This is a genomic window from Bordetella sp. BOR01 (assembly GCF_019218885.1).
Taxonomy (GTDB): Bacteria; Pseudomonadota; Gammaproteobacteria; order Burkholderiales; family Burkholderiaceae_B; genus Bordetella_A.
The window spans coordinates 26,402-46,075 of record NZ_JAHUWT010000007.1 but is presented as its reverse complement, the minus strand read 5'-3'; the positions used below and the strand labels follow the sequence as shown (position 1 = coordinate 46,075).

Below are 19,674 nucleotides of genomic sequence, written 5' to 3'. Positions count from 1 at the left end.
CGGCGGCTTCGTTCTTATAGTTTATTTCGTTTAACAAAATTAAATTCCATTCTACGGAATTTACGAGAGGCCGACCACCTCTTTTCACCACTGCTCAGGGGAAAACATGTTCAAACGCATTTCTACACTGGCGGCCGCCGCGGCCCTGTCGGCCTGCGCCGGCCTGGCCCATGCCGCTTATCCCGAACGGCCCATCACCATCATTTCGCCGTTTCCTGCCGGCGGCGCCACCGACGTGCTGACGCGCATCCTGGCCGACCGCATGAGCAAAGCACTGGACCAGAGCATCATCGTCGAAAACAAGGCCGGAGCCGGCACCACCATCGGCGCCGCTTATGTCGCCCGCGCACAACCCGATGGCTACACCCTGCTGATGGCCACCAACTCCACGCTGGTCACCAACCGCTTCCTGTACAAATCGCTGCCGTACGACCCGGACAGCTATGCACCGGTCGGCATGGTGGGCGTCGGCCCGCTGATTCTGCTGTCAAACGACAAGCACGGCTTCAAGAGCACCGCCGACGTCGTGGCACAGGCCAGGCAGCATCCCGGCAATCTGACCTTCGCCACCTTCGGGCCGGGTACTTCTTCGCACCTGGCCGGCGAGCTGTTCAAGCAAGAGGCCGGCATCGATTTGCTGCACGTGCCCTTCAAGGGCGCCACGCAGGCCTTGCCGGCCTTGATCAACGGCGACGTCGACCTGTTCTTCGACATGGTGGCCACCGGCATGCCGCAAGTCGAGGCAGGCAAGCTGAAAGTCTTCGGCATCACCAGCAAGACCCGCCTGCCCAGCTTGCCCAACCTGCCCACCTTGGCCGAACAAGGCTATCCGGCGTTCGACCTGACCGCCTGGTTCAGCTTCGTGGCCCCGAAGGGTACTCCGCCCGACGTGCTGGCCACCTTGCAGCAAGCCCTGACCACCACGCTGCAAGATCCGCAGGTGCGCGACAAGCTGCTGAACATGGGCATCGAGCCGCGCTCGGGCACCGCGCAAGAACTGACTCAGCAGATCCGCAACGAGCAGCCGGTGATCGAAAAGCTGGTCGAACAGGCGGGCCTGGAGCGTCAATAAAGCCGCGCCAGTTGCAACAAAATGCCCCCGTGCCGTGCGCATCGGCGGGCATGCTTGCGTTTGCAAGCCGGGGTTAACGGTTCGAAACATCGCTCCTGGCGGGCACTGATAAGGTAGGGAAGACCCTAAGGCCACCAGGCCGCAGGGCTACTTTCCTGCAACTACCGCCGCACACGCCATGCCCCTCAGCCCAGACCGCCTTGATCGACTTGACGCCGCACGCTGGCTCGCCGCGTTAGCCGTGGTGCTGCTGCACAGCGCAGCCCAGGCCGTCTCGGATGCGGGCGCCTACGGTAGTGGCGACTGGCTGGCGGCCAACCTGTACGACTCGGCCGTGCGGTGGTGCGTGCCGGTATTCGTGATGGTCAGCGGCGCCCTGCTGCTCGACGGCGACCGGCCGCAAGATGCGCGGCGCTTCTACCTGCGGCGCGCCACGCGCATCTGCGCGCCACTGGTGTTCTGGACCTTGTTCTACCTGTGCTGGCGCAGCCTGCTCGACTGGTGGGACGATGGCCGCATCGATTTGTCGTTCTGGCCTCGCAAGGTCGTTGAAGGCGCGCCCTATTACCACCTATGGTACCTGTACATGATCGTGGGGCTGTACTTGTTCGCCCCGCTGGTGCGCGCGCTTTACCAGCGCAGCACGCCGGCAGCCCGCCGCTTGTGGGTGGTCGGCATCCTGGGGGTCGCCATCCTGGATGCGCTGTATCGCCAGGCGCTGAATGCAGGCCAGGGCTTTTTCCTGACCTGGTTCTTGCCCTACCTGGGCTACTTCGTGGCCGGGCGCATGATCTACGAGGGCGAGCTGCGCGTGCCACGCCCCGGCCTGGTACTGGCCATCAGCGTGCTGGCGACCGCATGGGGGGTGTCGACACTGTCCGAGGCCGGCAACCTGAACCTGTACTTCTACGATTATTTCAGCATCACGGTGCCGTTCATGTCGCTGGCCGCGTTCCAGTGGATCATGAACACGGCGCGCGTGCCACCGCTTTCGACATTGGCGCCGCTGACGTTCGGCGTATACCTGATCCACCCGCTATTCCTGGATCTGGCCGATCGCGCCGGTGCCCATGCGGGGCCTGGCGCGGCCTGGAATGTGCCCCTGCTGGCCGCGACAGTGTTCGGCCTGTCGGCGGCCAGCAGTTGGCTGCTGCGCCGCCACCCTGTGACACGGCGGCTGGTATAGCAGCGATGCATGGTGCGCATCGCAAGGGGTGCCCCAACGTAAGGGATAGGGTACAATTCACTGTTTGATCGGCCAGACCGATTTTTCTTCGCGCCAGAACGGAAACCCTGCCGTCCTGGCTTTTTTATCCGAGCGGAGGGAATCATGACCGACATTGGTCGGATGGCGCATGTCGTGCCAGCTCGCACCCAGCTACCCGTCAGCGCATACTTTGACGAAGCCCGCTTCAAGCGCGAGCAAGAACTCATCTTCAAGCAATCCTCGTTGTATGTCGGCCACCAGAAACTGGTACCCGAAATCGGCGATTGGCGCACCCTGCCGCACGAAGACGGCGGGCGCGTCTTGGTACGCAATGCCCAAGGCGTCGAATTGATGTCGAACGTCTGCCGCCATCGCCAAGCCCTGATGCTGGGCGGCCAGGCAGGCAACGTCACCGGCCCTGCCCCCGGGCATGGCAGCCTGAAAGAAACCGGGGGCAATATCGTTTGCCCCCTGCATCGCTGGACCTACAACAATACCGGCGAACTGCTGGGTGCCCCGCAGTTCGAATCCACGCCCTGCATGAACCTGCAGCGTTTCCGCCTGCGCGATTGCCATGGCCTGCTGTTCGAAGGCCCACGCGATCCGGCCAGCGACCTGGCGCCGCTGTTCTCCCGGCCCGAATTCGATTTTGGCGATTACGTGCTAGACCACGTCGAGGTGCACCAGTGCAATTACAACTGGAAGACTTTCATCGAGGTCTACCTCGAGGACTACCACGTCGGGCCATTCCATCCAGGCCTGGGCCGCTTTGTCACCTGCGACGACCTGAGCTGGGAATTCGACGACTGGTACAGTCTGCAACGCGTGGGCGTGCACAAGGCGCTGGCTCAGCCCGGCTCGGACATCTACAAGCAATGGCATGACCGCGTGCTCGACTACCGGGCAGGCGACGCGCCCGATTTCGGTGCGGTGTGGGTCACCTACTTCCCTACCCACATGATCGAGCTCTACCCGCACGTGCTGGTACTGTCCACGCTGTACCCCAAGAGCCCGCAAGAAACAGTCAACGTCGTCGAGTTCTATTACCCCGAAGAAATCGTGGCCTTCGAGCGTGAATTCGTCGAGGCGCAGCGCGCGGCCTATATGGAAACCGCGGTCGAGGACGACGAGATCGCCGAACGCATGGATGCCGGCCGCAAGGCCCTGATGCTGCGCGGCGTCAACGAGGCCGGGCCATACCAGTCGCCCATGGAAGACGGCATGCAGCACTTCCACGAGTGGTACCGCCGCATCATGCAAGAACACGACTCGGTCTGAACCCGATACATTGCTGCCGCTTGCAAGGGGCGGGCCTGCGGCCCGCCCTTTTTTCTTGCGCGCCTGGCGCATCGTCATCAAACCGTCAACTGCCTGCGATCTACTGACCCTCCTGCCCCGCGATGGTGCACCCGTGCGGGGCCGCACCGGGACTATCCCAGGGGCCCATCATGGCTTTTACTCTGCAAGACATCGAACAGTTGTTCGTCGAGCGCGGACACCGCGCCTATGATGGCGAGCCCATCACCCAACTACAGCATGCGCTACAGACGGCCACCCTGGCCGAGCAGGCGGGCGCATCGCCGCAATTGATCACAGCCGGCCTGCTGCACGACCTGGGCCACCTGATTGCCGACCGGCCGGGTACGCCATCGCTGGACGGCCTGGACGACAAGCACCAATACTTTGTGCTGCCCTTCTTGCGTGGCCTGTTCGGCGCCGCCGTGCTCGATCCGATCCGACTGCACGTCGAGGCCAAGCGCTACCTGTGCTTCGTGGAACCCGACTACGGCGACCTGTTGTCGGCCGATTCCCGTCGCAGCCTGGCCCTGCAAGGCGGCAGCTTCGACGCCGGACAGGCCGTCGATTTCGCCAGCATGCCCGGCGCACCCGACGCCATCCGGCTACGCCGCTGGGACGACCAGGCCAAGACCCCTGGCCAGGCTACCGAATCGCTGGACTATTTCCTGCATATCGCCGAGCAGGTGGCGACCCGCAGCCCGCAGCCCGCGACCGTCTGGTAGCGGCCGGTCAGGCGCCGCGCGCCACCGGCCGGGCCGGGTCGCTGCACCATTCGCTCCAGGAGCCGGGATACAGGCGTGAGCCCGCCAGGCCGGCAATTTCCATGGCCAGCAGATTGTGGCAGGCGGTGATGCCGGAACCGCATTGGTGCACCACCGTGCGTGGATCACGCTCGCCCAGCAGGCTGGCGAATTCGGCGCGCAGTTGCGCGGGCGTCTTGAAACGCCCGTCGGCCCGCAGGTTTTCGCCATTGGGACGGTTCAGCGCACCCGGGATATGTCCCGCCACCGGGTCCATGGGCTCGACCTCGCCCCGATAGCGGTTGGCGGCCCGCGCGTCCAATACGGTGAATGCCGGCTGCGCCAGGTTGGCCAGCACCGCCTGGGCATCGACCGTGTCGGCCAGCGCTTGCCCTGCGGGCGTCGCGGCGCTGTTTGCGCGAGTGGCCAGGACCGCCTCGCCGCTGACCGGCAACCCATCGGCTGTCCAGCCCTGCCAGCCGCCATCGAGCACAGCCACCTGCTCGTGCCCCAGCCAACGCAGCATCCACCACAGGTGCGCGGCAAACATGCCGCCGCTGGCGTCGTACGCCACGACCAGCGTATCGGGGCGGACGTCGTGGGCGGCCATCAGCGCCGCCAGGTCGGCCCGCGACGGCAAGGGATGCCTTCCGTTCTTGCCGGAGCGCGGTGCCGCCAATTCCGTTTCGTGGTCCAGGTAGCGGGCCCCGGGAATATGGCCCTGTTCGTAGGCACGGCGGCCGGCCGCGTGGTCGGCCAGGTCATGGCGCACGTCGAAAATGCGTACGCCTGGCGACTGCAGGCGATCGGCCAGGTCGGCGGCGGAAATCAGCGTCATGGTCATGCGAGCTCCTTCGTGGTGTTTGGCTCAGGCCTCGGGCGGCATCCGCATGGTGCGCCAGACCGACAGCAGGCCCGCCGCGATGATCAGGCTCATGCCTGCCCAGGCCAGATTATCGGGCCGGTCGCCCCACAGGCCCATGCCCAGCAATGCGGCGAATATGATCGTGGAATATTGCAGCGCGGCCGTCAACAGGGCCGACCCGACGCCAAATGCCCGCGTCATGGTCAATTGTCCGAACAGGCCGGCCAGCCCCACGCCCACCAGCGCGGCATAGCCTGCCGGGTCGGCATGGCCCCAGCCCTCGATGCCCAGCCCTGCCGTGCTGCTCAGGCATACCGCCAGCGAGAAGAACAGCACGGTGCGCCATTCGGGCTCGCCAATGCGGCCAAGCTGGCGGATCTGCAGCATGGCCACCGCGGACATTGCGCCGGCGCCCAGGCCGAACAAGGCAGCCAGCCATTGATCGTCGTTGATGCTTGGACGCAGCACCGCGATCACCCCGCCAAACCCCAGGGCCACGGCGGCGATGCGCACCGGGTCGCGCTGCGCCCCGCCCCAACCCAGCATCCAGCAGGCGATGAACAGCGGCGCCGTGTAGTTCAGGCTGGTGGCAGTGGCCAGGGGCAGGTGCGAAATGCAGAAAAAGCCCAGCCACATGGACGTGACGCCGGCCACATTGCGCCACAAGTGCAGCCGCCAACTGGTGGGAATGATCGACTGCCGGGCGGCGCGCGCCCACAGCAGGAGCAGGATGACCGACGGAAACCCGCGAAAGAGAACGATCTGGGGCAGTGAAGCGCCGTGTTCGGTTGCCAGCTTCACGAATGACCCCATCATGGCGAACATGGCGGACGCCACCAACATCCAAAGAGCCTGCATGGGGGTCTAAATGACGAAAAAAAAGAGGGAAATAAGGGAAAGCGATACTATACTCCGGGTCCGGAAAGCCTACCGCCGCCGCGGGGGGAACTGCCCCTTCCCGGTCCGGTCAAAACAGGCGCTCATCGCTCGCAGAGGACCAAAAAAGCATGAAACGCATTTTCCTGTTCGTCGTTACCAACCTGGCCGTCATGGTCGTGCTGTCGGCTACGCTGCGCATCCTGGGCGTAGATCGCATCATCACGGCGCAAGGCATCAATTTCCAAGCGCTGCTGATTCTGTCGGTGGTCATCGGCTTCGGCGGTTCCATCATCTCGCTGTTGATCAGCAAGCCCATGGCCAAATGGAGCACCGGCGCGCAAGTCATCGACCCCGCCGCCCCTGGTGACGCGCGCGCGGCGTGGCTGCTCGAGACCGTGCACCAACTGGCCGACCGCGCCGGCATCGGCCATCCCGAAGTGGCCATCTACGAAGGCCCGCCCAATGCCTTCGCCACGGGCGCCTTCAAGAACGACTCGCTGGTGGCCGTATCCACCGGGCTGCTCGACAGCATGACCGAAGAAGAAGTCGCGGCCGTGCTGGGCCATGAAGTCGCGCACATCGCCAACGGCGACATGATCACGCTTACCCTGATCCAGGGCGTGGTCAACACGTTCGTCGTGTTCCTGGCCCGCGTGGTGGGTTATTTCATCGACCGAACCGTCTTTCGCAACGAACGCGGCGTGGGCATCGGCTACTTCGTCACCGTGCTGGTCTGTGAAATCATTTTTGGCATCCTGGCTTCTATCATCGTGGCCTGGTTCTCGCGCCAGCGCGAATACCGCGCCGATGCCGGTTCTGCCCAGTTGATGGGCTCGCGCGAGCCCATGATGCGCGCCCTGGCGCGCCTGGGCGGCCTCGAACCGGGCGAGCTGCCCAAGTCGTTCGAAGCCTCGGGCATTACCGGCAAGGGTGCGCTGGCAGCCATTTTTGCCTCGCACCCGCCCATCCAGAACCGCATCGCCGCCCTGCAGCAGATGCGCGTGGCCTGAGCGCCACTTTGCAAGGGGCGACCCGGCGGGCCGCCCCTTGCCGCCCCGGTCAATCCAGGGTCAGCACGGTCGCGCCCGTGGTCTTGCGGGCAGCCAGCGCGGTCTGCGCCTGGCCGGCCTCGGCCAGGCTGTAGCGCTGGTCGATACGCACCTTGATCTTCTTCTTCAAGACCAGGTCGAACATTTCGCCGGCGGCGGCATTCAGCTTGTCCTGGGTATTGACGTGCAAGCCCAGCGACGGGCGCGTCACATACAGGCAACCCTTCTGGTTCAGCGTGGCCAGGTTCACGCCCGAGACCGGCCCCGACGCATTGCCGAAGCTGACCATCAACCCGCGCGGCTGGATGCAATCGAGCGAAGTTTCCCAGGTATCTTTACCCACGCCGTCGTACACGACCGGCACCTTCTTGCCGCCGGTCAGCTCCAGCACCCGCTCGACCACGTTTTCACGCGAGTAATCGATGATTTGCCAGGCGCCATTGGCGCGCGCCAGTTCGGCTTTTTCAGGGCTGGACACCGTACCGATCAGCTTCACGCCCAGCGCCTTGGCCCATTGGCACGCGATCAGGCCGACGCCGCCCGCGGCCGCATGGAACAGAATGGTCTCGTTTCCTTGCAGGCGATAGGTTTGGCGAAACAGGTATTGCACGGTCAGGCCCTTGAGCATCAACGCGGCGGCTTCGTCGAAAGCCACGCCCTTGGGCAGCTTGACGACCTGCGCGGCCGGCACGTTGCGGGCCTGGGCGTAGGCGCCGATGGGGCTTTGCCCGTAGGCCACGCGGTCGCCCTTCTTCAAGTGCGCCACATCGCTTCCCACCGCCTCGATCACGCCAGCGGCCTCGAAACCCAGGCCGTGCGGCAGCGGGTGCGGATACAGGCCCGTGCGGTAGTAGATATCGATGAAATTCAGGCCCGCCACATGCTGGCGGATGGTGACTTCGTTGGCAGCCGGCGGCGGAACTTCGACCTCGACGACTTTCAGGACCTCGGGTCCACCATGTTGCTCGATGCGCACTGCCTTGACGAGATTGCTGGCCATGCCGGCCTCCTTTGCGTGTTGAATTCTCAGACTGCGATACGGCGCCACGCCGCGATAGAGCTCAATACCGGTTTCATCCACCCGCGCCCACCCGGCGGCGGCCACCCATCAGCACGAATATGCCTGCCAGCACCAGCGCCGTGCCTGCCAGTTGCCAGCCCGTAATGGGCTCGTCGAGCAGCCACGCCGCCAGGAACAATACCGACACCGGCCCGACCATGCCCAGCAACGACGCCATGGGCGCCCCCACCAGGGCCACGGCCCACATCAGCATGAACACAGGTACAACAGTATTGAGGGTGGCGTGTACGAACGAATAACCATAGACGCCAGCCGGCTGCACCAGCATCGATGGCGGATGAATCAGGAAAAACTGGACGACGCAGGCCAGGCAGGACACCAGCATGGCGTAGGCCACCAGGCGCGTCGCCCCCACCCGCTTGACCAGTTCGCCCGAACAGATCAGGTACACAGCATAGCTGAGCGCCGACCCGAAAATGAATAAAGCCCCGAGCGCTACGTGGGAACCGGCGCCAAGCGCCAGGTCTCGCGCGAAAACCAGGACCACTCCCAGGTACGACGCCACCATGGCCACCCACTGGCGCGGCGACACCGGGCGCTTGAGCCACCAGGCGGACAACAGTACCACCAGCGTGGGCGACAGGAACAATATCAACCGCTCGAGGCTGGCCGAGACGTAGCGCAGGCCAAGGAAATCGAGAAAACTGGAAAAGTAGTACCCCAGCAGGCCCAGCAGGCATACCTGCATCCGCTCGCGCCGGGTCAGCGTGGGTATTTCGCCGCGCGCGGCGCGGCGCGATTCACGCCAGGCCACGATGGCAAAGAACGGCATGGCAAACATCATCCGAAACGCGATCAGCGTGACGGCGTCGATGCCATACCGGTAGGTGATCTTCACGACAATTGCTTTGGCCGCGAACAGCACGGCACCCAGCGTCGCAAGAAAAAAGCCCAGTGAACGGGACGAAACGAGGGTCATGACAAAGACCAGGCTGGGCGATTCATGCGATGATTTTATATTTTTCGGCGCGTGCCAGCGCGCCGGCCTTCGCCCACCTTGCCTCGCATGACTCGCCAACGCGCTCTCGTCTACATTCACTTTGCCGCCGTGCTGTTCGGCCTGACCGGCGTCTTTGGCGAACTGATCCAGGCTAGCGCGGCAGTGATCACGTTGGGGCGGGCGGTGTTCGCCGTGCTGGCGCTGGCGGGATTCGCGCGCATCCAGCGCCGGCCGTTGTTCAAGGCCCTGTCGCCGGCGCAATTGTTCGTGCTGATCGTGGCGGGCGGCCTGCTGGCCGCGCACTGGGTCACATTCTTCATCTCGGTCAAGACCGGCGGCATCGCCATCGCCACGCTGGGGTTCGCCAGTTTTCCTGCCTTCATCACCCTGCTCGAGGGCCTGCTGTTTCGCGAACGCGTGCGCCAGGCCGAATGGCTGCTGCTGGGGCTGGTCACGGCCGGCCTGGTGCTGGTGACCCCATCGTTCGATATTGCCGACCAAGGCACCATCGGCCTGGCCTGGGGCATCCTGTCGGGTCTGTCCTTCGCGCTGCTGGCCCTGACCAACCGGCGCTCGGCAGCGGGGCTGGATCCCATGCAGGTAGCCTGCTGGCAGAACATCGTCGTGGTGCTGGCCATGCTGCCCTTCGCCACTAGCCAACTGCCGCTGTTGCCCGCGCTCGACTGGTTGTGGCTGGCCTTGCTGGGCATCTTTTGCACCGGCTTGTCTCACTATCTGTTCGTGTCCAGCCTGACGCGGCTCAACGCACGCAGCGCCGGGCTGGTCATTGCGCTGGAACCTGTCTATGCCATCGGGTTCGCCTGGCTGCTATTCGCCCAGCAGCCGACCTTGCGCATGATCGCAGGCGCCGCCCTCATCGTGGCCGCCATCGTGTGGTCCGGGTTGCGCAAGGCCCAGCGCTAGGCCGGGCCTTCCGGCCAGTTTTATTGCATTGCAACAACACCTTGACAATATTTGCCTAGGCAATAAAATACGCCGCATGAACCCTCCCCGCTCTCCTTCCGGGTCCGACACGCCGGTACATTACCGCGGCACGGCGCGCTGCACCACTGACGACAACGTCGGCTTCATGATCAAGCTGGTGTACAACTCGCTCAACCGCATGCTCGACCTGGAAATGGCCCCGCTGGACCTCACTGCCATGCAATGGCGGCCCATCGCCATGGTGGCGCGCGGCAGCGCCGACACCCCGGCCGAACTGGCGCGCCTGCACGGCGTGGATACCGGCGCCATGACCCGCACACTCGATCGCCTTGAAGCCAAGGGCCTGTTGCGCCGCACGCGCAGCCAGGAAGACCGCCGGGTGGTAAAGATCGAGCTCACGGAATTGGGGCAGGAAAAGGCCAAGGCCATTCCGGCCAACATCGCCCGCGTGCTCAATCATCATTTGCGCGGGTTCTCCACCGACGAACTGGCCCAGCTCCAGCATTTGCTGGGGCGCATGCTGGCCAACGGCTCGGCCTCGGGTTCACCCGAGTCCTGACGGCGCGGCCCTCGGGTAAACCCGGGACCGGATCGGGGAGATTCGCACCCCATTTCCCAAATTGCGCCACACTACCTGCCTAGTCAAATACAGTTCAATCAACAACTTTCAGCAAAACGTCAGGATGAAATCCCTAATTCCCATGGTTCTGTTACTGGCCTTGGGCGGTTGCGCCTCAATGGACCCCGCCACCGAACCCGTGGCACAGCTCGACGCCGCGCGGCTCGGCCTGCAGGGCAAGTCTGTCACTTGGCCTGACACGCAATGGTGGCGGCGCTACGGCGACAGCCAGCTCGATACGCTGATGGCCGAAGCCCTGGCCAGCAACCCGTCGATGACCGCGGCGCAGGCAAGGCTGGCCCAGGCCAATGCCGCCGTGCGCGGTGCACGCGCGCCGCTGTTCCCGCAGGTGGACGCCAATTACGATCTCACCCGCCAGCACCTGCCCGAGAACTACATCTACCAGCCGCCGCTGGCCGGCAGCGTCAGTTCCGACAACCGCCTCGCGCTGGACTTCAGCTATGAGCTGGACTTCTGGGGCAAGAACCGCGCACGGCTCAGCGCTGCCGTCTCGCAGCAGGCGGCCGCCCAGGCCGACGCGCAGGCGGCGCGCAACCTGCTGGCACGCGCCGTGGCGCGCAGCTACCTGAACCTGCAGAATGCGTTCGCCCAGCACCAGGTACTGCAGCGCATCGTGGCCCAGCGCGAAGACGTGCTCAAGCTGACCCAGGGCCGCCAGAATGCCGGGCTGGACACGCAGGTCGAGGTCAAGCAGGCTGAATCGTCGCTGGCAGCCGCCAAGGTCGAACTGACCCAGACCGAGACCACCATCGCGCAATTGCGCAACCAGGCCGCGGCGCTGGCCGGTGCCGGCCCGGCACGTGGCCAGCAGTTGCAGCCGGTGGCGCTGGCCGCGCCGGCCGGCGTGGTGCCCGCCAGCGTGCCGCTGGACCTGCTGGGACACCGTGCCGATATCACGGCGGCACGGTGGCGTGCCGAGGCCGCCCGCCGCCATATCGATGCCGCGCGCGCCGAGTTCTACCCTAACGTCAACCTGGTTGCCTTCGCCGGTTTCCAGGCGATAGGCACCGGCAACCTGCTCGATGCCGGCAGCCGCAGCCTGGGCATCGGCCCGGCCATCACGCTGCCGATCTTCCACGGCGGCGCCCTCAATGCCAACCTGGCCGGCCGGCGTGCCGATGCCGACCTGGCGGTGTCGGATTACAACCAGAGCGTGCTCGACGCGGTACGCCAGGTGGCCGACGCGCTGGACGCGCTGGGGTTGCTCGGCCGCGAGACCGCCCAGCAACGGCAAGCCCGCGAGGCCATCGACGCCGCCTACGGCCTGGCCGTACAGCGTTATCGCGCCGGCATGGGCAATTACCTGACCGTTCTGGTGGCCCAGACCGGCGTATTGACCCAGGCCCGCCTCGATACCGACCTGCGCTTTCGCGCCTACCAGCTCGACGCCGACCTCGCCTATGCGCTAGGCGGTGGCTACACGCCGCCGGCCGCCGACCAGGCCCAGCCCTCTTCTCATTGACCGACCCGGATCCCGAAGTCATGACCGCAACTCCCGTAGCCAATCCCGCCCGCAAACGCCTGCTGCTGATCGCCGCTGGCGCCTTCATCGTGCTGGCTGTCCTGTATGCCATCTGGTGGGCACTGTTCGGTTCCCGCGTGGAAAGCACGGACGACGCCTACGTACACGGCAACCTGGTGCAGATCACGCCGCAAGTACCCGGCACCGTCATTGCCATCGAGGCCGGCGACACCGAACTCGTGCGCGCCGGCCAGCCGCTGGTGCGGCTGGATCCGGCCGACACCGAAGTGGCGCTGCAGCAGGCCGAAGCCCAACTGGCCCAAACCGTGCGCCAGGTACGCACACTGTATGCACAGAACGACTCCCTGGCCGCCGACGTCGACGTCCGCCAGGCCGATATCGCGCGCGCCCAGGCCGACCTGAACCGCGCCCAGGCCGATCTGCAGCGCCGCCAGACACTGGCCAAATCCGGCGGCGTCAGCGGCGAAGAATTGCTGCACGCCCAGACCGCGCTGAAATCGGCGCAGTCTGGCCTGGCCCAGGCCAAGGCGGCCCTGGCCGCCGCCCAGGCCAGGCTGGCCACCAACCAGGCCCTGACCGACAACACCACCATCGCCGACCATCCCGACGTGCGCCAGGCCGCCGCCAGGCTGCGCGACGCGTGGCTGGCCCGCTCGCGCACGGTGCTGCCGGCGCCGGTGGACGGCTTGATTGCACGCCGCAGCGTGCAGGTGGGCCAGCGCGTCGCCCCGGGATCCACGCTGATGAACGTGGTGCCGCTGGACCAGGTCTGGGTCGAGGCCAATTTCAAGGAAGGTCAGCTACGTCGCATGCATCCCGGCCAATCGGTCACCCTGACGGCCGACATGTACGGCAACTCGGTCACCTACCAAGGTACCGTGGCGGGCCTGGACGCGGGCACCGGCAGTGCCTTTGCGCTGCTGCCGGCGCAGAACGCCACCGGCAACTGGATCAAGGTGGTGCAGCGCGTGCCCGTGCGCATCGAGCTCGACCCTGAAGAACTCAAGACGCACCCGCTGCGCGTCGGCTTGTCCATGGACGTCGAGGTCGATGTCAGCAAGGGCGGCGACCAGCTCGCCCCACTGCCGCAGCGCCATGAGCCGGCATGGTCCACCCAGGCCTTTGCCGATACACAAGCCGAGACCGACGCCCTGATCGCCAAGATCATCAAGGCCAACCTGGCATCATGAGCATCACGTCCCGTCCTTCTTCGGCAGGCGGCGCACCGCCCCCCCTCGAGGGGGCAACCCGCATCATCGGCTCGATCGCGCTGTCGACCGCGGTGTTCATGAATGTGCTGGACACCTCGATCGCCAACGTCTCGATCCCCACGATTTCGGGCGACCTGGGCGTAAGCACCAGCCAAGGCACATGGGTCATCACATCGTTCGCAGTGGCCAACGCGATCACGGTGCCGCTGACCGGCTGGCTGACCCAGCGTTTCGGCCAGGTGCGCCTGTTCCTGACGTCGACCCTGCTGTTCGTGATTGCCTCGTGGCTGTGCGGGTTCTCTCCATCGCTCGAGGCCCTGATCGCCTTCCGCGTACTGCAGGGCGCCGTGGCCGGCCCCATGATCCCGCTGTCGCAGGCACTGATGCTGTCGAGCTTTCCCAAGTCGAAGGCGGGCATGGCGCTGGCCGTGTGGTCCATGACCACACTGGTGGCGCCCGTGGCCGGGCCATTGCTGGGGGGATGGATATCCGACAACTACACCTGGCCATGGATCTTCTACATCAACGTACCCGTAGGCTTGCTGGCGGCATGGATCAGTTGGCGCATCTATCGCGACCGTGAATCGGCCACCCGCAAGCTGCCGATCGACAAAGTCGGGCTGGTGCTGCTGGTCGTGTGGGTGGGCTCGCTGCAGATCATGCTGGATAAAGGCAAGGAACTGGACTGGTTCGCCAGCCCGGTGATCCTGGGCCTGGCCCTGGTGGCGGTTGTCGCCTTCGTGTTCTTCCTGATCTGGGAACTGACCGACGCGCACCCGGTAGTCGACCTGCGCCTGTTCAAAGAGCGCAATTTCACGGTAGGCGCGCTGACGCTGGCCGTGGCCTATGGCGTCTTCTTCGGCAACGTGGTGCTGCTGCCGCTCTGGCTGCAAAGCAACATGGGCTACACCGCCACCTATGCCGGCCTGGTAACCGCGCCGGTCGGACTGCTGGCCATCCTGCTCACGCCCTTCATAGGCAAGGCGCTGGCCACGCGCGACGCGCGAGTGCTGGTGACGGGGGCCTTCCTGATCTTCGCGCTGGTGTGCTTCATGCGCGCCAACTTCACCCCGCAAGTCGACATACGCACGCTGATGATCCCCACCATCATCCAGGGCGCCGCCATGGCGGCGTTCTTCGTGCCGCTGACGTCGATCACCTTGTCGGGGCTGGAGCCCTGGCGCATCCCGGCGGCGTCGGGCCTGTCGAACTTCGCCCGGCTGACCGCCGGCGCGTTCGGCACCTCGATCGCCACCACGCTTTGGGAAAACCGGGCCTCGCAGCACCACGCCCGCCTGACCGAAATCGCCTCCCCCGGCCACCAGCCGTTCGACCAGGCCGTTGCCACGTTGCAGAACAGCCTGGGGCTGTCGCACCAGGAAGCCATCACGCGCCTGGACGGCATGATCAACACGCAAGCATTCACCATGTCCGCGCTGGACGTGTTCTATGCGTCAGGGGTGATCTTCATCCTGTTGACCGGCCTGGTGTGGTTTGCCCACGGGCGGGAAAAAACCGCGGCCGGCGGCGGTGGCGCGGCCGAGGCTGCCGCCGGAGCGCACTGAGCAGGCCTACGACGGCACGGCCAGGGTCTGATACCGGGGCAGCGTAGCCTGCCGGGTATCCGACACTTGCGGTTCAGGCGATCAGCCTGCCGCCACCAGTTCGGCAATGGCCTTGCCCACATCTTGCGTGGAGGCCGTGCCTTTCATGTCGCGGGTACGTGGCCCGTTGGCCAGCACGGTTTCAATCGCGCTGACGACGGCCTGCGAAGCCTGCGGATAGCCCAGGAAATCCAGCATCAGCGCACCGCTCCAGATCTGGCCGATGGGGTTGGCAATGCTCTTGCCATAGATGTCAGGCGCCGAACCATGCACCGGCTCGAACAGCGACGGGAACTTGCGCTCGGGATTCAGGTTGGCCGACGGCGCGATGCCGATGGTGCCGGTGCACGCCGGCCCCAGATCCGACAGGATGTCGCCGAACAGGTTCGAGGCCACCACCACGTCGAACCAATCGGGGTGCTGCACAAAGTGCGCGCACAGGATGTCGATGTGGTACTTGTCCCAGCGCACGTCCGGATACTGGCCGGCAATGTCGGCCACGCGCTCGTCCCACCAGGGCATGGAAATGGAAATGCCGTTGGACTTGGTGGCAGCGGTCAGGTGCTTGCCGCGCTTTTGCGCCAGTTCGAAGGCAAACTTCAGCACCCGATCGGCACCCACGCGGGTGAACACGCTTTCCTGAATCACCACTTCGCGCTCGGTGCCCGCGAACAGCCGGCCGCCGCTGTTGGAATACTCGCCTTCGGTGTTCTCGCGGACGATGAAGAAATCGATATCGCCCGGTTTGCGATCGGCCAGCGGCGACGGCACGCCCGGCATCAGCCGCACGGGGCGCAAGTTGATGTACTGGTCGAAGTCGCGGCGAAAGCGAAACAGCGATCCCCACAGCGCCTCGTGGTCGGGCACGGTGGCGGGCCAGCCGATGGCGCCGAAGAATATCGCTTCGTGGCCGCCGATCTGGGTAGCCCAGTCATCGGGCATCATCTTGCCGTGCTTGGCGTAGTAATCGCAGCTCCAGTCGAAATGGTCCCACTGGAAGTCGATGCCGAAGCGCGTGGCCACGGCATCCAGTACGCGCAACCCCTCGGGCACCACCTCTTTGCCAATGCCATCGCCAGGGATGACCGCGATCTTGTGTTTATTTCCTGCCACCGATGTTCTCCAGTTGATGTCTGCCTTGGTCCGGCGCGGCTGGCGGCACAACAGGGTGCTGCTAGGCTCCGCTCCACGCCTCGGCGTTCAGTTTATCGCTGTATACGGCCTGGCGCTGCGACCGTTGCATATGCTCCAGCGCGGGCGTAATCACCTGCACCAGCCGGTCGAAGGCCGGACGGATCTCCGCCTCGGGCACACAAGCGTACCCCAGCAGCAACCCGGGCCGGGCATCGCGCTCACTGGCATAGTAGCGGGACAGGGGCCGTGCGTGCAGGTCCAGCGTGCGTGCCGCGATGGAAATACCCAGGTCATCGGTGCCGTCGGGCAGGTGCATGACCAGGTGCAGGCCCGCCTCATGGGTGGAGATCGGCCAGTCGGTGCCGAAGCGTGCCGTGATGGCGTCGCGCAACAGCGCCTGGCGGGCCGAGTAGCGTTGCCGCATGCGCCGGATATGGTTGGCGTAGTGCCCGCCCTCGATGAAATCCGCCAGCACCGCCTGATCCATCAGGCGCCCTTCCCGGTATAGCTCGGACAACCCCGTCGCCATGTGGCTGGCCAGCGGCTTGGGCAAGACCATATAGCCCAACCGGAAGCCGGGGAACAGGGTCTTGGAAAACGTGCCCAAGTACAGCACCCGGTCATGCTCGTCCAGGCCTTGCAGCGATGCAATAGGCCGGCCGTCGAAGCGGAACTCGCTGTCGTAGTCATCTTCGACAATCCACGCGCCACGCGTATGGGCGTATTCGAGCAACATGCGGCGCCGCGCCAGGCTCATTACCATGCCCAGTGGATATTGATGCGACGGGGTAACGAAAATGAAGCGTGGCGGCTCGCGCAGTTGCAAAGTACTGGGGGCCATGCCCTCGCCGTCGACCGCCACCGGTACAGGCGTAATGCCACAGGCTTCCAGGGTCGAGCGCGCGCCCCAATAACCAGGGTTCTCCATCCAGGCCGTATTGCCGTGGTCGCCCAGCAGCCGCGCCAGCAGGCTCAATGACTGGTGGATGCCGCTGGTCAGCACGATCTGGTCGGCCTCGCATTTCACCGAACGCGACAACCTCAGGTGCTCGGCCAGCGCACGGCGCAACGGCATATACCCGGCGCCGTGCGCATAGGTCAACAGTTCGGGCTGGGGTTGCCGCCACCGGCGCCCCTGCAGGCGGGCCCACACGGCACGCGGAAACAGCGAGACATCGGGTACGCCCGGCACAAAGGCGCCCCATTGGCCGTCCGAGGCCGATGCCTCATGTACCAGCCGCGACCCGCGCCGCGACAAGGCGAACTGCGGCGGCAATACTGCCCCGGGCTGGCAATCGGCAGCGGGGGGTTGCTGTGCGGCCGGCACGGTATCGGAAACAAAGGTACCACTTCCGAATGCCGAAACCAGGTACCCCTCGGCCAGCAACTGATCGTAAGCGTGCAGGACGGTATTACGGGATAACCCTGTATCCGTGGCCAATGCGCGGGTGGCGGGTAGCTTGGTTCCGGCGGGCACGTCGCCGTCCAGGATCAGCCGCCGCAGAATGTCGTAGATCTGCCTCGACAGTGGAATGGCTGTACCGCGTTCCAATCGCTGCAACAGGCACTCGGACAGAATCAGTTCTTTCAAAGTGGCACCAGAAACAAAAAACGATTTGGACCTATTGAGAGTACCAAATATCCGATACGCTGCCTCAGCGCAAGCAGAAAACGTCCACATAAACGCCAAGGGGAAAACCATGCAACCGGACTTGCCGCAACTTGCCGCCGTCGTGCCCTGGCCCGCTTGAGGCCCGCGCAACACATCACGCTTTACCTGTTCCACCCGTAGCACCCGCGTGGCGGCGTGGCACGGTTGCCCGCGCACAGGAGCCTGGCGCCGTCCACTCGCCTTCCATTCAATGCCCGGAGGTTCACAGTGAAACTAACAACACGCCTCAAACTGTCCCTAGGCGCGCTCGCCCTGATAGCCGCCGTACCCATGGCCGCAGTGCAGGCTCAGACGCGCGGCGGCACGCTCAGGATGATCGTCCAGCCCGAGCCGCCCATCCTGATCCCCGCGCTCAACCAACAGGCGCCCACACAGTTCGTGGCGGGCAAGATCTACGAAAGCCTGCTGACATACTCCTTCGACCTCAAGCCGCAGCCCGGCCTGGCCAAATCGTGGGAAGTCACGCCCGACGGCATGGCCTACACCTTCCACCTGCAAGAAGGCGTCAAGTGGCATGACGGCAAGCCCTTCACTGCCGACGACGTGGTGTTCTCGCTCAGCGAACTGCTGCCCAAGACGCATGCCCGCGCCCGCGTGATCCTGGGCCGTTACCTCGACAAGGTCGAGAAAGTCGACGACCACACAGTCACTATCCGGCTGAAAACTCCCTTTCCCGCCTTCATGCTGATGTTCGAACCGGGCTTTGCCCCGATGATGCCCAAGCATATCTACGCTGGCACCGACTACATGAAGAATCCGGCCAACCAGAAGCCGGTGGGCACGGGCCCGTTCATGTTCAAGGAATGGAAGCGCGGCGAATACATCAAGCTCGAGCGCAATCCGAACTACTGGAAAGAAGGCCAGCCCTACCTGGACGAGCTGGTGTTCAACGTGATTCCCGATTCGGCCTCGCGCGCGGTGGCCTTCGAGCGCGGCAGCGTGGACGTACTGCGCGGCGGCGATATCGACAATGTCGACGTCAAGCGCCTGCGCGCGCTGCCCAATGTCGAGTACACCACCAAGGGCTGGGAAATGTTCTCGCCCCAGGCCTACTTGATGTTCAACATGCGCACGCCGCCCTTCGACAACGTCAAAGTGCGCCAGGCCGTCATGGCGGCGCTGAACCGCAAGCTCATCGTCAACAACATCTTCTTCGGCCTGGGCCAGGTGGCCACCAGCCCGTTTGTGACCACCGAGATGTTCTATGACAAGAACATGCCGCCGATCGATTTCGACATGAAGAAGGCGCGCGCACTGATCAAGGAATCGGGTATCGACCCGGGCGCTTACACCGTGCGATTCCTGGGCTTTCCGTATGGTCCCACCTGGGACCGGCTGGGCGAGTACATCAAGCAGTCGATGGAACAGCTGGGCTTCAACATCAATATGGAATCCACCGACGCGGGCGGCTGGGCCAGCCGCACCGGCAACTGGGATTTCGACCTGACGCTCAACTACACCTACCAGTACGGTGACCCGGCGCTGGGCGTGCAGCGCCTGTATGCCGCCGCCAACATGGTCAAGGGTTCACCCTTCGCCAATGTGCAGGGCTACGACAATCCGGAAGCCGACAAGCTCTGGACCGCGGCAGCCTCGGAAGTCGATCCCGCCAAGCGGCAAGAGCTCTACAGCAAGATCCAGACCATACTGGTCAACGACGTGGCCAACGGCTTCCTGGTCGACATGGAGTTCCCGACGCTGTATCGCAGCAACGTCAAGAACCTGGTGCAGACAGCCATCGGCATGAACGAGACGTTCGGCGACGTCTATATCCAGAAATAAGGGCGGGCGCGCCTCGCGCGCCCGGTCTGCCGCGGGGCTGTCCTGCGGCAGACCGCCGCAACCCGCGGCCC

Annotated in this window: 17 protein-coding genes; 11 read left to right on the top strand and 6 right to left on the bottom strand. The window is 64.8% G+C overall.

Annotation, left to right across the window (positions count from 1 at the left end; all coding sequences use genetic code 11):
- The first annotated feature begins 106 nt into the window (after positions 1 to 106).
- From KW845_RS28950 to KW845_RS28935, 4 genes are all read left to right on the top strand, one after another.
- Complete coding sequence (locus tag KW845_RS28950) at positions 107 to 1,072, top strand: tripartite tricarboxylate transporter substrate binding protein (RefSeq protein WP_218372879.1); 966 nt, start codon at positions 107 to 109, stop codon at positions 1,070 to 1,072.
- A gap of 178 nt (positions 1,073 to 1,250) precedes the next feature.
- The gene (locus KW845_RS28945; RefSeq protein ID WP_218372878.1) at positions 1,251 to 2,258 is read left to right on the top strand and encodes an acyltransferase; all 1,008 of its coding nucleotides are present in this window, start codon (positions 1,251 to 1,253) and stop codon (positions 2,256 to 2,258) included.
- Positions 2,259 to 2,402: 144 nt separating this feature from the next.
- On the top strand, positions 2,403 to 3,557 hold the full coding sequence (locus KW845_RS28940; RefSeq protein WP_218372877.1) for an aromatic ring-hydroxylating dioxygenase subunit alpha: 1,155 nt from the start codon (positions 2,403 to 2,405) through the stop codon (positions 3,555 to 3,557).
- A 170-nt stretch (positions 3,558 to 3,727) separates the two neighbouring features.
- Entirely contained in the window at positions 3,728 to 4,300 is a 573-nt protein-coding gene (locus KW845_RS28935) for a phosphonate degradation HD-domain oxygenase (protein WP_218372876.1), read from the top strand.
- Positions 4,301 to 4,307: 7 nt separating this feature from the next.
- Here the strand turns inward: KW845_RS28935 and KW845_RS28930 are convergent, their stop codons facing one another.
- A complete protein-coding gene (locus KW845_RS28930) occupies positions 4,308 to 5,162 on the bottom strand; it encodes a sulfurtransferase (protein ID WP_218372875.1) in 855 nt (284 codons plus the stop codon).
- 24 nt (positions 5,163 to 5,186) lie between these two features.
- On the bottom strand, positions 5,187 to 6,041 hold the full coding sequence (locus KW845_RS28925) for a DMT family transporter (RefSeq protein WP_218372874.1): 855 nt from the start codon (positions 6,039 to 6,041) through the stop codon (positions 5,187 to 5,189).
- 149 nt (positions 6,042 to 6,190) lie between these two features.
- Between KW845_RS28925 and htpX the strand changes: the two genes are divergently transcribed.
- The gene (gene htpX, locus KW845_RS28920) at positions 6,191 to 7,072 is read left to right on the top strand and encodes a protease HtpX (protein ID WP_218372873.1); all 882 of its coding nucleotides are present in this window, start codon (positions 6,191 to 6,193) and stop codon (positions 7,070 to 7,072) included.
- Positions 7,073 to 7,121: 49 nt separating this feature from the next.
- On the opposite strand, the gene KW845_RS28915 is transcribed toward htpX, so the two are convergent.
- Entirely contained in the window at positions 7,122 to 8,111 is a 990-nt protein-coding gene (locus KW845_RS28915) for a quinone oxidoreductase (protein WP_218372872.1), read from the bottom strand.
- A 73-nt stretch (positions 8,112 to 8,184) separates the two neighbouring features.
- Entirely contained in the window at positions 8,185 to 9,111 is a 927-nt protein-coding gene (locus tag KW845_RS28910; protein ID WP_218372871.1) for a DMT family transporter, read from the bottom strand.
- A gap of 87 nt (positions 9,112 to 9,198) precedes the next feature.
- On the opposite strand from KW845_RS28910, the gene KW845_RS28905 reads away from it, so the two are divergent.
- The 5 genes from KW845_RS28905 (at position 9,199) to KW845_RS28885 (ending at position 14,976) form a co-directional block, all read left to right on the top strand.
- Complete coding sequence (locus KW845_RS28905; protein WP_218372870.1) at positions 9,199 to 10,056, top strand: DMT family transporter; 858 nt, start codon at positions 9,199 to 9,201, stop codon at positions 10,054 to 10,056.
- A gap of 76 nt (positions 10,057 to 10,132) precedes the next feature.
- Positions 10,133 to 10,636 carry a MarR family winged helix-turn-helix transcriptional regulator gene (locus KW845_RS28900; protein WP_218372869.1) on the top strand — a complete coding sequence of 168 codons (504 nt, stop codon included), beginning with the start codon at positions 10,133 to 10,135 and terminating at the stop codon, positions 10,634 to 10,636.
- A gap of 124 nt (positions 10,637 to 10,760) precedes the next feature.
- Positions 10,761 to 12,179: an efflux transporter outer membrane subunit gene (locus KW845_RS28895; RefSeq protein ID WP_218372868.1), complete on the top strand. Its 1,419-nt coding sequence runs from the start codon at positions 10,761 to 10,763 to the stop codon at positions 12,177 to 12,179.
- Positions 12,180 to 12,199: 20 nt separating this feature from the next.
- A complete protein-coding gene (locus KW845_RS28890; protein ID WP_218372867.1) occupies positions 12,200 to 13,390 on the top strand; it encodes an HlyD family efflux transporter periplasmic adaptor subunit in 1,191 nt (396 codons plus the stop codon).
- Complete coding sequence (locus KW845_RS28885) at positions 13,387 to 14,976, top strand: DHA2 family efflux MFS transporter permease subunit (RefSeq protein ID WP_218372866.1); 1,590 nt, start codon at positions 13,387 to 13,389, stop codon at positions 14,974 to 14,976. Before KW845_RS28890 ends, KW845_RS28885 begins: the two co-directional genes overlap by 4 nt.
- Before the next feature lie 81 nt (positions 14,977 to 15,057).
- Here KW845_RS28885 and KW845_RS28880 read toward each other — a convergent pair whose 3' ends face one another.
- Both KW845_RS28880 and KW845_RS28875 read right to left on the bottom strand, forming a co-directional pair.
- Entirely contained in the window at positions 15,058 to 16,128 is a 1,071-nt protein-coding gene (locus KW845_RS28880; RefSeq protein ID WP_218372865.1) for a tartrate dehydrogenase, read from the bottom strand.
- Positions 16,129 to 16,189: 61 nt separating this feature from the next.
- The gene (locus tag KW845_RS28875) at positions 16,190 to 17,740 is read right to left on the bottom strand and encodes a PLP-dependent aminotransferase family protein (RefSeq protein WP_218372864.1); all 1,551 of its coding nucleotides are present in this window, start codon (positions 17,738 to 17,740) and stop codon (positions 16,190 to 16,192) included.
- Positions 17,741 to 18,028: 288 nt separating this feature from the next.
- Here KW845_RS28875 and KW845_RS28870 point away from each other — a divergent pair, with 288 nt between their 5' ends.
- On the top strand, positions 18,029 to 19,603 hold the full coding sequence (locus KW845_RS28870) for an ABC transporter substrate-binding protein (protein ID WP_218372863.1): 1,575 nt from the start codon (positions 18,029 to 18,031) through the stop codon (positions 19,601 to 19,603).
- Positions 19,604 to 19,674: the final 71 nt, after the last annotated feature.